The organism is Sphingobacterium hotanense, from assembly GCF_008274825.1.
GTDB lineage: Bacteria > Bacteroidota > Bacteroidia > Sphingobacteriales > Sphingobacteriaceae > Sphingobacterium > Sphingobacterium hotanense.
Genome location: NZ_CP030848.1, coordinates 1,977,853 through 1,990,913, shown reverse-complemented (window position 1 = coordinate 1,990,913; position 13,061 = coordinate 1,977,853). Strand labels below are relative to the sequence as shown.

The following is a 13,061-nucleotide window of genomic DNA, read 5'->3' as shown; positions in this document are numbered from 1 at the left end:
GATATGAATCTAAGAAAATCCATATTATTCGCAGGAGTTCTTTTTGCAGCCGGTACAACGACTGTCATGGCTCAATCGGGTAATATCAAAAAAGCGAAAACCAACTATACGAAATTCGAAGAGTTGAAAGCTGCAAATACAGCTGCTTTAGGTAAAGGTAATTTAACTTCAGCTCAAGAAGCAATCGACGCCGCTGTTGTTCACGAGAAAACGCAAAACGATCCAGAAGCTTGGACTGTATATTCTTTAGTATATGCTAATATTGCAAACCTTGATAAAAATGCCGAAGCTGCAACAAAAGCAATTGAAGGTATCAAGAAAGCAACAGAACTAGATACGGATAAAAAACACGCAGAAAATATCAAAGCGGCTGGTCAAACTTTAGGTCAGTTCCGTTTCAATGAAGGTGTTGCTGCTTGGGATAAACAAGACTACCAAACAGCATACAAAGAGTTCACTGGTGCATTAGACTATTTACCAGGTGATACTACATTGACGTACTATTCTGGTTTAGCAGCTGTGCAAAATAAAGATTACGACAATGCTATCGCTCGCTACAAAGCTTTAGTACCTGTGAAAGAATATTCAGCTCACAAATCAATCATGATTGATTTGCCTAAGCTTTATTTATCGAAACAAGATACTGCTGCGGCATTAGCATCTGCTGCTGAAGCGGTTGCTGCTTATCCTAACGATAATGGTGCTGTTGTTCAGAACATCGAATTGAACTTGATTACTGGAAATGAAGCAAAGGTAGTATCTGATATCGAAGCGCAAATCGCTAAGGATGCATCTAATAAAAACTTGCATTACTACTTAGGATTAGCATACAGCACTTCAGGTCAGCCTGAGAAAGCTTTAGAGTCCTACAAGAAAGCTTTAGAGATTGATCCGAATTATTTAGAAGCTAATACAAACGCTGCTGTTGTTATTATGAACAGCGGTCGCGATGAGTTGATTGCATTAAACGACGATAAATCATTGCAACCAAAAGACTATAATGCTAAAGTTGCAGCATTGAAAGAGAAAATCGGTCGTGCATTGCCTTACTTGCAAAAATCTGTAGAAGCAGATCCGAAGAATGTTGATGCATTGCGCAACTTGAAAAACTTCTATGATTTCATGCAAGACGAAGCTAAATCTACTGAGACTCAAGCCAAGATTGACGCATTGAATTAATGTGTAGTTAAGATATAAAAAAGGCCTTCAGCGAATGCTGAAGGCCTTTTTTATGCTTTTATATTTTAACCTAGTGCCACATCTAATACCATCATCACCACAAATCCTAAAACAAATCCGAGCATAGGAATATCCGAATGTTCTTCCTGTTGCGTCTCAGGGATTACCTCTTCGATTACGACGAAGATCATAGCGCCTGCCGCAAAAGCTAACGCATATGGAAGAATAGGAATAAAGAAGGCCACAGCCCATGCGCCTAGTACTGCGAAAATTGGCTCTACAATTGCCGACATCTGTCCATATTGGAAACTTTTTCTTCTCGACAATCCCATTCTACGCAATGGCATGGAAACAGCAATTCCTTCCGGGAAGTTCTGCAATCCGATTCCCATAGCGAGTAAGATAGCGCCGGCGATAGTTGCTTCAGAATGTCCAGCAGCAGCACCACCAAACAGGACACCTACTGCTAAACCCTCGGGAATATTGTGTAAAGCTATTGCAATGGTAAGCAATGTTGTTCTATGCAAAGACGACTTCGGACCTTCGGTTTTTAAAAAGTTCAAGTGCAAGTGCGGCATCAGTTTGTCCAGTCCGAAAATAAAAAGAGCGCCCAACAGAAATCCAATTGCTGCCGGCATGACCTTCTCAAAACTCTCCCCCTCGCTCATTTCAATAGCCGGAGCTAAAAGACTCCAGAAACTGGCAGCTATCATTACTCCGCCAGTAAACCCCAGCATACCGTTTAACAATTTCTTATTAACGCCTTTAAATAAAAACACACTAGCCGCACCCAAAGCAGTTACGCCCCAGGTAAAAAGACCAGCAATCAATGCTGCAACAATAGGATTTAGGGTTTCAAAGTAAGCTATCAGGTTATCAATCATATGAATAGTAAAAATATGCTCTGAAATTAACTATTCTTTTCAATAAATAAGTCGAAATATCAATTTTCTTCTTCAATTAATGAGTTGCTCACTAATAAAAACAAGAAGAGCTCCTCTTGGAGCTCTAATAATGGGAATATTTTATCTTTAGCTTACATGAGCGCGCAGCATCCATGCTGTTTTCTCATGTTTTTCCAAAATTCCTACTAAGAAATCTTCGGTTCCTGAATCTCCATGATCTTCCGCTAACTTAATATCTTCACGAAGTGTAATAATCAAGCTCTCGAAATCGTTCAATAACTCTTTTATAAATCCCTGGCTATCATTCTTCTTGTACTTCATTTCTGTTAGCTGTGTAACTTCCAAAAATTCCTTCATCGTACCGATTGCGTAATGGCCAATAGCACGAACGCGCTCCGCAACTTCATCAATCAATTCTGCCAGCTCATCATAAATAGTCTCGAAGAACAAATGCTGAGCATGAAAATCAGGTCCTTCCACATTCCAATGCGCATTTCTTACTTTGATATATAAAACATTCTCGTCTGCCAATAATCTGTTCAACATGCTGGCAACTGCAGCAGTGTCCTTTTCTTTTAAACCAATATTTGTTTTCATCTGTAAATTAGTTTTTATATGTTTTTAATAAGTACTTGCTTCGTTGAGTTTTTGGATTGCATCCTCCCCTAGCCTGAGCTGCACTGCAGCAACAAAGGATTGCAAATGATCCTCTTTTGTAGCACTTGCGATTGGGGCAGTGATGGATGGTCGTGCGAGCAGCCAAGCTAAAGCAACTGCTGAAGAAGACGTACGATAAGCCGCAGAAACCTCTGACAAGGCTTTCACAATACGTTGGCCACGCTCGTTCCAATAGCGCTTTTGTATCCCCTCGCCTCTTGCGGATTTACTGAAATCGTCATCAGAAAGATACTTCCCGCTCAAAAAACCGCTTGCAAGCGAATAATATGGAATTACCGCAAGATCGTTTTGTGCAGCGATTACCTCAAACTCCTGTTCATATTTTTCACGATCATAAAGATTATATTCTGGTTGCAAGGAAACATACTTCGGTAGATTCAAATGATCTGCTGTCGCTAAACTCTCTGTTAGGCGTTCTGCCGTAAAATTCGAAGCACCGATATATCTGACCTTCCCTTCCTTTATTAAATCTTCATACGCTCTTAAAGTCTCCTCTATGGGAGTTTCAACATCGTCGTAGTGCGTTTGGTATAAGTCAATATAATCCGTTTGCATTCGTTGTAGCGATAGCTCAACCTGCTCTTTGATGTAAGATGCTTTTGTATTTGGCTTCGAATCATAACCAAATCGGCCACCTACTTTCGTCATCAGAATGAGATCATCACGCTTACTGCGCTTCTTTAACCAATTCCCGATGATCGTCTCTGATTCTCCACCTTTATTCCCAGGCACCCAATGCGAGTAATTATTAGCCGTATCAATCGCATTGAACCCTAAATCGACGAAGCGATCTAATATTTCAAAAGATTGCCCTTCGTTGAGTGTCCATCCGAAGACATTTCCACCAAAAATAATAGGCTCAATAAATAAATCTGAATTTGCAATTTGACGTTTGTTTTCCATAGCGGGCGCTCTAATTTTGATAAGGACAAGTTACCATTTTTAATGCGCCTTTCCCAGTTTTGAAGACTTTATCTTGTCATAATATTATAAGAATAGCACAGCGTATTTCCCCTGCACTTTTGTATTTTTGCCCCTTCGAGGAAATAAAAGAAAATGGAAGGCAATACAAGACATCTACATCGCTTCACGGAAGATATATCTACAATTGAATTGCCGGATGCCTTTACCTATCCTTTCTTTTATGAACCTCATCCATTAAGTATGCTCGCTGCGGAACAAGTTCAGCATTATTTAGCAGCTCAAAACGATTTTCAACACAATTTCGGGCTTCAAGAAGATATGCCGGGCTTGGTCATTGGTAAGATGTTCGGTGTCTTGGTCGTAGAGGACCAGGAGGGCAAGCTGGGCTTTCTGGCAGCTGTTTCAGGAAAGCTCGCCGGAACCAATCAGAACCAATATTTTGTACCTCCTATTTTTGACATGTTAGACCCCGACGGATTTTTCATCCAGGAGGAAAATATCATCAATGCAATCAATCGTCGTATCGACGAGCTGTCGGCAAACCCAAACATCCAAATCTTTAGGGAGAGTTTGGTTTCAACGCAACAGGAAAATGATGCACTCTTATTCGACTTACGCAAGTTTCATAAGACAAATAAAGCCGAACGCAAGCGCGTCCGAGAGCGGGCGAAACTAGAACTAGACGAAGTCGCTTATAACGTCCTTGCTGAAGATCTCATCAAGCAAAGTTATCGCGATCAGCATGAATACGATGTTGCAAAACAAGCATGTAGAGAGAAATTACAGAAGCAGGAAGACCAACTGCAGCAATTATTACAGGCGATTGATGATTTAAAAAACGAGCGGAAGCGACGTTCCGCAGATTTACAACAACGATTATTTGATCAATACCGTTTCTTGAATGCAGAAGGTGAAACCAAGTCGGTCCTAAATATATTTCAAGAGCATATCAACATGCCACCACCTGCTGGCGCGGGAGAATGTGCTGCTCCAAAACTGTTACAATATGCCTATCAACAGCAGTTGAAACCAATCGCATTAGCAGAATTCTGGTGGGGTGCATCGCCAGCCTCAGAAGTCAGAAAACATAAGCAATACTATCCTTCCTGCCGAGGGAAGTGTGAACCTATTTTAGGGCATATGCTTGAGGGTTTAAGAGTCGACCCCAATCCGATGTTACAGAATCCTGCAGCGGATAAGGAATTGGAATTCATTTATGAAGACGATGATATCATTGTAGTCAACAAGCCGGCAGAATTCTTATCGGTGCCAGGGATCAATGTACAGGATAGCGTGCAACAGCGAATTGAACGTATGTATCCCGACATCAAGAGTCCTATTATCATCCATCGTCTCGATATGTCTACTTCGGGAATCCTGGTGCTAGCAAAAAATAAAGAAGCGCATCAAATTATACAAGATCAGTTTATACAGCATACGGTCAACAAACGCTATACCGCCCTATTGGAAGGAATTATCGAAGATGTTGAAGGTGTCATCGACCTTCCGCTCCGCGTTGATTTAGAAGATAGACCGCGACAAATGGTCTGCTATGAATATGGCAAAGCTGCAAGAACGGAATATAAAGTCGTTGCTATCGAAGGCAATCGCACCAGAATACATTATTTCCCATTGACCGGAAGAACACATCAGTTGCGTGTGCATTCTGCACATGTCAAGGGCCTGAATGCCCCGATCGTCGGAGATGATCTCTATGGGAACCGAGCCGACCGATTACATCTGCATGCAGGCTTCATCAGCTTTAAGCACCCAAAATCCGGCGAACTCATGCATTTTGAAGTTGCGGACCCATTTTAGAATTTCTATCCAAATGCCTAACTTGTCATACTAACAAAGCCTCCGACAATGGAAATCTTCAAATTCGTATATCAGCATCCGCTATTCGAAGCCGCTGATTTAGAACTAATCAGCAAGGAACATCAACGTGTGGAACTGAAAAAAGGAGACTATCTTTTGAAGAAAGATCAAATCGCAAATTGTTACTCCATCGTTGAATCGGGGCTTATACGCACTTACCTCTATGATTACGAAGGCAATGAAATTACTACAGGATTTACCGGCACCAATGAGGTGGCCATAGAGGTTGCATCGCTATTCCAACGGATTCCAACCCAAGAATATATGCAATGCCTGACGGATTGTGTACTTTGGCAAATTGATTACGATCATTTTCAAGAGCTTTTCCATCAAATCCCTGCCATGCGCGAATGGGGCCGCGCTTGGATGGCGTTCGAACTCTATCTTTCAAAGAAAAGAGCAACGGAAATGATTACAGAACCTGCTACACAACGATACTTGCATCTTATGCAAGAGAAACCGCAGATCATTCAGCAAGCGCCACTTAAGCATATCGCCTCCTATCTGGGAGTAACTGATACTTCCCTAAGCCGAATTCGCAAAGAAATCATGCACGCCTAAATCTTCATTAACAAATGGAAAAGGAATACTTCGAAGATCAAACCTTCGACCAAACTAGCATTACGGAAGTTCCCCTAACACAAGCACATTACGATTACTGCCAATTCAAGGGCTGCAATTTAGAACAATATGACTTGAGCGATTACAAGTTCACAGAATGTACTTTCATCGATTGCAATCTGAGCTTGGCGAACCTGAGCGGCTGTAGCATACAAGACGTCAAATTCCAAAACTGCAAATTGATGGGATTACATTTCGAAACCTGCAATCCCTTCAACATCTCCTTTACGTTCAAAGATTGTATTCTCGACCACAGTAGCTTTTACAAGCTTAAGATAAAGAAAACCAACTTCCATGGCAGTCGTCTACAAGAAGTAGATTTCGAAAGTGCTGACCTCAGTCTTGCCGACTTTAGCGACACAGACCTGAGCATGGCAAACTTTACGCAAACCAACCTCGAGAAAGCCAACTTCCTGACAGCAACAAACTATAGCATCGATCCGGACAGCAATAAGATTAAAGGGGCTAAATTTAGTCTTCAGGGATTACCGGGCCTTCTAGAAAAGCATCAGATCAAAATTCAATATTAACATGCAGGAAATCGACCGAGCGGAACAAGCATATATACGGTGTATATCAAACATCCTGGAAAGCTTATTTACGATCGGTTTATCAGCTAGCGATTTTGAAATCCTATTGATAGCTTATAAGAATGAAGATTTATTGAAGGTCTACGCTAAAAGTCGGACCAGCGAAACCTATTCCCTACTCATGTCATTTCCTGTCTTATCTCGCTCCGGCCTGCTTGGACCCAAGAAGAAAGAAGGCGATAAACAAGTTCCGGAAGGGCAATATAAAATCAACCGATTCAACCCCAAAAGCAAATACCACCTATCGCTCGGAATTAACTACCCAAACGAATACGATAAAGAACAACAGTACAGCGGCTCTGATATATTTATTCATGGCGGAACGGAAACCGTCGGCTGTCTACCGATTGGCGACGCTGCTATCGAAGTACTTTACACCTTAGCATCCCTTGCAAAATCCCATGGGCAACACGAAATCCCCGTCTATATTTTTCCTTTCTCCTTAGACGTCGAAACCCTAGAAAAATACGAACTTCACTATCTCGAAGAAACCGTTAGTCGTTGGAAGGAATTAGCAGTCCTACACGCCGAACTCCAAAAGCATATTAAATAACCCCTAGAATTTAATATGCTTGCATATTTTTTTCATCAACTTTAACGCCGTTCAAGCGTCCATTTTCCGATTTATTTCCTTACCTTTAAAAGGATGCCAAATGCTTAAAAATCACAGCTTAAAGCATCGTTGATAACGATTATAAACATTTAAAGCCTTTTAAAATGATAGAATCAGCAGGAAAACGCTTGCGTACTGCGATGGCTGAAGAAAAGCCCTTGCAAATAGTCGGAGCTATCAATGCTAATCATGCCCTCCTAGCCGAACAATCGGGGTTTAAAGCCATCTACCTTTCCGGTGGCGGCGTAGCTGCCGGCTCACTTGGAATACCCGACCTCGGTATCACTAATTTACAAGATGTACTGATCGATGTAGAACGCATCAGTAATGTTTGCTCCTTACCCCTCCTAGTCGATATCGACACGGGATTTGGACCATCGGCGTTCAATATCGCCCGTACCATTAAGTCTTTAGACAAGGCAGGTGCCGCCGGCGTACATATCGAAGACCAAGTCGGTGCTAAGCGCTGCGGCCATCGTCCAGGAAAGGAACTCGTATCACAACAGGAAATGGTGGATCGTGTTAAAGCTGCTGTAGACGCTAAGATTGATTCAAACTTCGTCATCGGAGCTCGTACAGATGCTTTTGCATCCGAAGGCTTAGAGAAAGCGCTAGAGCGCGCTGTAGCATACAAAGAAGCTGGTGCTGATTTCATCTTCGCCGAAGCCTTATCCGAGCTTGCAGACTATCAGCGCTTCGCGGAAGCTACCGGTATTCCTATCCTTGCTAATATCACCGAATTCGGGCAAACGCCTCTTTATACAGTAGAGCAACTTCGCGACGTGCAAGTATCGATCGTACTGTATCCACTTTCAGCATTCCGTGCCGCCAACAAAGCCGCGTTAAATGTCTATCAACATATTCGACAGGATGGATCGCAGCAAGCCGTTATCGACAGCATGCAAACACGTGAGGAACTATATCAAAGCATAGATTACTATGCTTATGAAAATCGACTTGATCAATTATTTAAAAACAAATAATATGAAAGAAGAGAACAACACAGGCTTTAAGCCTAAAAAAAGCGTCGCACTCTCCGGTGTGCCCGCTGGAAATACAGCCCTTTGTACAGTAGGTCGCTCGGGCAATGACCTACACTATCGTGGGTATGATATCCTAGAGCTGGCCGATCAAGCTAGCTTCGAAGAAGTCGCGTATTTACTTATCCATGAAAAGCTGCCAAATAAGGAAGAGCTCGAAAAATATAAACAGAAGCTGAAAGGTCTACGAGGATTGCCTGCCAATGCTAAGGAAGCATTGAAGTTAATTCCAAAGAATGCGCATCCTATGGACGTTCTTCGTACCTATGTTTCCATATTAGGAACACTGGAACCCGAGCCATTAGCACATGAAACCGAGAAAGCGCGTGATATCATCGACCGCCTGATGGCGAGCTTCCCCTCGGCCCTTTTATTCTGGTACCACTTCTCACATAACCACAAAGAGATTACTGTAGAAACAAACGATGACAGCATTGCTGCTCATTTCTTACATCTTCTACATGGCGAAAAGGCACCTGCTTCCTGGGTTGAAGCTATGCAGATTTCATTGAACTTATATGCAGAGCACGAATTCAACGCATCCACTTTTACAGCGCGTGTAATCGCAGGTACGGGTTCTGACTTGTATTCTTGCATTGCCGGTGCTATCGGTGCCCTACGTGGCCCAAAACACGGCGGAGCCAACGAAGTTGCCTTCGAGATACAAAGTCGTTATCAAAATGCCGACGAAGCAGAAGCCGATATCAGAAAACGGCTGGAAGTGAAAGAAGTCATCATCGGATTCGGACACCCTGTATATACCATATCCGATCCGCGGAACCAAGTCATTAAACAAGTCGCTAAAAGACTGTCAGAGGAAAAAGGCGATATGAATCTCTTCGATATCGCAGAACGCTTCGAGACCCTCATGTGGGATGAAAAGAAAATGTTCCCTAACTTAGATTGGTTCTCCGCAGTAGCCTACCATATCATGGGTATTCCGACCGATATGTTCACTCCACTATTCGTGATGTCCAGAATATCAGGATGGGGAGCACATGTCATCGAACAAAGGCAAGACGGAAAGATTATTCGTCCGAGTGCAAACTACACCGGTCCGGAAAACCTCGAATTTATTCCTTTAGAAAACAGAAATTAATAACATTACGATAAAAGAGTATTTAAAGATTCTATGTCATCCTTTATTTCAAATGATAGACCACAACCGGATCAGGTGTTGGTCGATATTGCCGATTACGTATTAGACTACAAAATCAACAGCGATCTAGCGCTAAAAACAGCACATTACTGCTTTTTAGACACCATAGGCTGTGGTTTCGAAGCACTAACTTACCCAGCCTGCACTAAATTATTAGGACCTATCGTGCCGGGCACTGTCGTGCCAAACGGAGCAAAAGTTCCAGGAACGCCCTATCAGCTTGACCCTATTCAAGCGGCATTCAATATTGGCGCTATGGTCCGTTGGCTAGACTTCAACGACACTTGGCTTGCTGCCGAATGGGGCCATCCTTCCGACAACCTGGGCGGTATTCTTGCCGTAGCAGATTGGATATCCAGAAATCGTATTGCAGAAGGCAAGGAAGCCTTGACCATGAACAAAGTATTAGAGGCAATGGTGATGGCGCACGAGATTCAAGGGGTCTTAGCATTGGAAAACTCATTCAACAAGGTAGGATTAGACCACGTTATCCTTGTAAAAGTAGCTTCAACTGCAGTAGTTGGGAAATTGATCGGACTTAACAAAGACGAGTTAATCAACGCAATTTCTCTAGCCTTTGTCGACGGACAATCCTTACGTACATACAGACACGCACCTAATACAGGTAGCCGTAAATCATGGGCAGCCGGAGATGCGACATCCAGAGCAGTTCGATTGGCATTGATTGCTCAAAAAGGAGAAATGGGATACCCATCGGTACTGACAGCACCGGTATGGGGATTTTATGATGTTTCCTTCAAAGGACAAGCATTTAAGTTCCAACGTCCTTATGGTTCATATGTCATGGAGAATGTATTGTTCAAAATCTCCTTCCCTGCAGAATTCCACTCGCAAACAGCGGTTGAAGCGGCGATGACGCTACATGAGCAATTAAAAGAAATGGGCAAAACTGCTGCAGATATCAAATCCATCAAGATTCGTACGCACGAAGCGGCAATCCGCATCATCGATAAAAAAGGTCCGTTGCACAACCCTGCCGACCGCGATCATGCTATCCAATACATGGTTGCCGTTCCTTTGATCTTCGGCCGCTTAACAGCTGCTGATTATGAAGACAACATAGCTTCCGATCCACGTATCGACGCCCTTCGCGCACGCATTACCTGCCATGAAGATCCCCAGTTTACTGAAGACTATCATGATCCAGAAAAACGTTCAATCGCCAATGCATTAACGCTAGAACTGGAAGATGGCACCATCCTCGAAGAAGTGGTTGTCGAGTACCCAATCGGACACAAACGCCGCCGCGATGAAGGAATTCCAAAATTGATCGAGAAATACAAGATCAACCTCGCCCGCGTATTCGCCGAAAAGCAACAGAATATCGCAATAGAAAAAACATTGGATTATGATACTTTCGTAAAATTGAAAGTAAATGAGTTAGTGGATATTTATTGCTGGAATTAGATATTAGATATTAGATTTTAGACATTAGAGTATGGTGTTTAAAAAGGGGTGTAAAAGGAGGGCACTGAAAAAGCCTCAACTTTCTAATGAGACTTAAAGAAATGACTGAGTATAGGTTTTCCCCTACTCGGTCATTTTTGTTCAAAGGGTTTCTGGAAGTTTGTTTTTTATGAGCTTATTGAAGGTTTAAGCGACTAGGACTTGCTATTTGAGTTTTTAGCATTCCATCCAGGCTTTTTTGAGGCAATATCCCACCTTTTTATATCAATTTCAGGATTCTTTTCAGGTTTACGGTGAAGATGGCCATTGCGCCCTGCATTTCCATATTATGGATTCCATAAGCATCAGCTCTGCCATAGCCATGGACATTCTTGAGCTCACTGTTCTTGGCCTCGATCTTATACCTTTGCTTAGACTTGCTTCGATAATAATCGGTTTGCTGGAAAGCCATCTGATCCCTATGGAGTTCGGATTTTATGGAGACTGAATAGGATTTGGTTCTGGCCCCTTGCTTGTAACATCCGTCCCTAAGAGGACAGACCTTACATTTCTTCACATCAAAGTAATAGGTCTCCGTTTGATTTGTACCTTGTTCCTTCTTTCCCTGACGCGCCTTGCGGATGGCCAAATGTCCTGCGGGACAAACAAACATATCCGCATCTTTATTATAGTCAAACTTGTCTTTATCTTTCCTAAAGCCTTGGGTAATGGATGGATTTAATTTAGCGATGATATCAATGTTTTGTTCTTTTGCCAACTGAAGATTTTCTTTTCCCGAATACGCGGCATCACCTATTATTGTATCCACTTGCATTCCATTCTGCTGGCTGATCTCTAATAACCTAGGTAGTTCAGGGCCATCACCTTTTTCGCCTGTAGTAACGACCGCTGCTGTAATGATGCGTTCCTCAGTCATCGCCAGATGTGTTTTATAGCCAAAGAAACTGCTGTCCACTGACTTGTGTCCAAGTCTGGCCTCATCATCCTTAGAGAGCAGATAGTATTCTTTTGTGTCTTCAATGGTTTCCTTCAACAGATTCAGCTTTTCTTTCACAGCCGGTATTTCACTGATAGATTGATCTTCATCAAGGACCCTCTGTAATTCCCTGCAATAAGCAAGCTCTTGATCCAGGTCGTTGGATTCATTCTTTTGTGGTAGATTCCTCTTGTATTCCCCATCAATCTGATATATCGCTTTTCTTAATAGTTTGGAGCGTTCCCTGAGTACTGCCAATGCTGTGTGCGGATTCGATCTGGAAACGGTATGGGTCGCGTCTACGATAATAGACTTTGATTTTATAATGCCTTTTTCAAGAGCAATCATTACCGTCTTATTGATCAACAGGTTCAACAGATCCATATCTTTTAATCGTAGTTTGCGGAATTTGGTAAGCGAACTTGAATTGATCACATCCTCCTCTGGTGCCATTTCAAGAAAATATTTGAAGGACATATCATATCTGGAACGTTCAACGACATCTACATCCGAAACGGTGTAGATCGTTTTTAACAGAAGGTATTTGAACATCTTGATAGGGCTCTCCGCTGTACGGCCATTCGTCTGGCAATACTTAGCCAAAAGCTCGTCATAGATAAAACTGAAATCGATAAGATCGTTGATTTTTCGAAGTAGATTATCTTTTGGTACGATGATATCGTACAATCCTGAATAGGAACTGAACTGTATTTTTTGTTGGGTAGAGAGCATCCTGATGTCCATTAAAGCTTACCTTAAAATACGAAAAAGGGAGCAGAAAACTGCAGTTTTCGACTCCCTTTTTTAACCTTTATTTTCTAAGGGGACTTTTTCAGTGCCCTCTGTAAAAGCACCCCTTTTTTTGTTTGGTGGTGATGTATTGTGTTTGAGGTTAAGGCTTTTGTCTGAACCAGGAAAGGAAGGATGAAAGGAGATTCAGGATGGTTTGTCTTTGAACCAGGAAAGGAAGGATGCAAGGATTGACAGGATGATTTGTCTTGAACCAGGAAAAAAAAGCTGCTAGGATTGACAGGATGATTTGTCTTTGAACCAGGAAAGGAAGGATGCAA

Annotated in this window: 12 protein-coding genes; 8 read left to right on the top strand and 4 right to left on the bottom strand. The window is 42.3% G+C overall.

Annotated elements, in window-relative coordinates:
• Window positions 1–3 precede the first annotated feature (3 nt).
• Window positions 4–1,179, top strand: a complete 1,176-nt coding sequence (locus tag DSM08_RS08215) for a tetratricopeptide repeat protein (protein WP_149525708.1) — start codon at window positions 4–6, stop codon at window positions 1,177–1,179.
• A gap of 65 nt (window positions 1,180–1,244) precedes the next feature.
• Here the strand turns inward: DSM08_RS08215 and DSM08_RS08210 are convergent, their stop codons facing one another.
• The 3 genes from DSM08_RS08210 to DSM08_RS08200 all read right to left on the bottom strand — a co-directional run bounded on the left by DSM08_RS08210 (window position 1,245) and on the right by DSM08_RS08200 (window position 3,665).
• Window positions 1,245–2,063, bottom strand: a complete 819-nt coding sequence (locus tag DSM08_RS08210; protein WP_149525707.1) for a ZIP family metal transporter — start codon at window positions 2,061–2,063, stop codon at window positions 1,245–1,247.
• 147 nt (window positions 2,064–2,210) lie between these two features.
• Window positions 2,211–2,681: a Dps family protein gene (locus DSM08_RS08205; protein WP_149525706.1), complete on the bottom strand. Its 471-nt coding sequence runs from the start codon at window positions 2,679–2,681 to the stop codon at window positions 2,211–2,213.
• 24 nt (window positions 2,682–2,705) lie between these two features.
• Complete coding sequence (locus tag DSM08_RS08200; protein ID WP_149525705.1) at window positions 2,706–3,665, bottom strand: aldo/keto reductase; 960 nt, start codon at window positions 3,663–3,665, stop codon at window positions 2,706–2,708.
• A 153-nt stretch (window positions 3,666–3,818) separates the two neighbouring features.
• Between DSM08_RS08200 and DSM08_RS08195 the strand changes: the two genes are divergently transcribed.
• The 7 genes from DSM08_RS08195 to DSM08_RS08165 all read left to right on the top strand — a co-directional run bounded on the left by DSM08_RS08195 (window position 3,819) and on the right by DSM08_RS08165 (window position 11,015).
• Window positions 3,819–5,504, top strand: coding sequence for an RluA family pseudouridine synthase (locus DSM08_RS08195; RefSeq protein WP_149525704.1), 1,686 nt, complete (start codon window positions 3,819–3,821; stop codon window positions 5,502–5,504).
• 48 nt (window positions 5,505–5,552) lie between these two features.
• Window positions 5,553–6,125, top strand: a complete 573-nt coding sequence (locus tag DSM08_RS08190; protein ID WP_149525703.1) for a Crp/Fnr family transcriptional regulator — start codon at window positions 5,553–5,555, stop codon at window positions 6,123–6,125.
• Window positions 6,126–6,139: 14 nt separating this feature from the next.
• The gene (locus DSM08_RS08185) at window positions 6,140–6,715 is read left to right on the top strand and encodes a pentapeptide repeat-containing protein (protein ID WP_149525702.1); all 576 of its coding nucleotides are present in this window, start codon (window positions 6,140–6,142) and stop codon (window positions 6,713–6,715) included.
• 1 nt (window position 6,716) lies between these two features.
• Window positions 6,717–7,328: a L,D-transpeptidase family protein gene (locus tag DSM08_RS08180; protein WP_149525701.1), complete on the top strand. Its 612-nt coding sequence runs from the start codon at window positions 6,717–6,719 to the stop codon at window positions 7,326–7,328.
• A 164-nt stretch (window positions 7,329–7,492) separates the two neighbouring features.
• A complete protein-coding gene (gene prpB / locus DSM08_RS08175) occupies window positions 7,493–8,371 on the top strand; it encodes a methylisocitrate lyase (protein ID WP_149525700.1) in 879 nt (292 codons plus the stop codon).
• Between the two features lies 1 nt (window position 8,372).
• Window positions 8,373–9,527 carry a bifunctional 2-methylcitrate synthase/citrate synthase gene (gene prpC / locus DSM08_RS08170; protein ID WP_149525699.1) on the top strand — a complete coding sequence of 385 codons (1,155 nt, stop codon included), beginning with the start codon at window positions 8,373–8,375 and terminating at the stop codon, window positions 9,525–9,527.
• A gap of 33 nt (window positions 9,528–9,560) precedes the next feature.
• Window positions 9,561–11,015 (top strand): bifunctional 2-methylcitrate dehydratase/aconitate hydratase, encoded by a 1,455-nt coding sequence (locus DSM08_RS08165; protein ID WP_149525698.1) that lies wholly within the window; start codon window positions 9,561–9,563, stop codon window positions 11,013–11,015.
• A gap of 259 nt (window positions 11,016–11,274) precedes the next feature.
• Here the strand turns inward: DSM08_RS08165 and DSM08_RS08160 are convergent, their stop codons facing one another.
• Window positions 11,275–12,723: an IS1182 family transposase gene (locus DSM08_RS08160; protein WP_149527614.1), complete on the bottom strand. Its 1,449-nt coding sequence runs from the start codon at window positions 12,721–12,723 to the stop codon at window positions 11,275–11,277.
• Window positions 12,724–13,061: the final 338 nt, after the last annotated feature.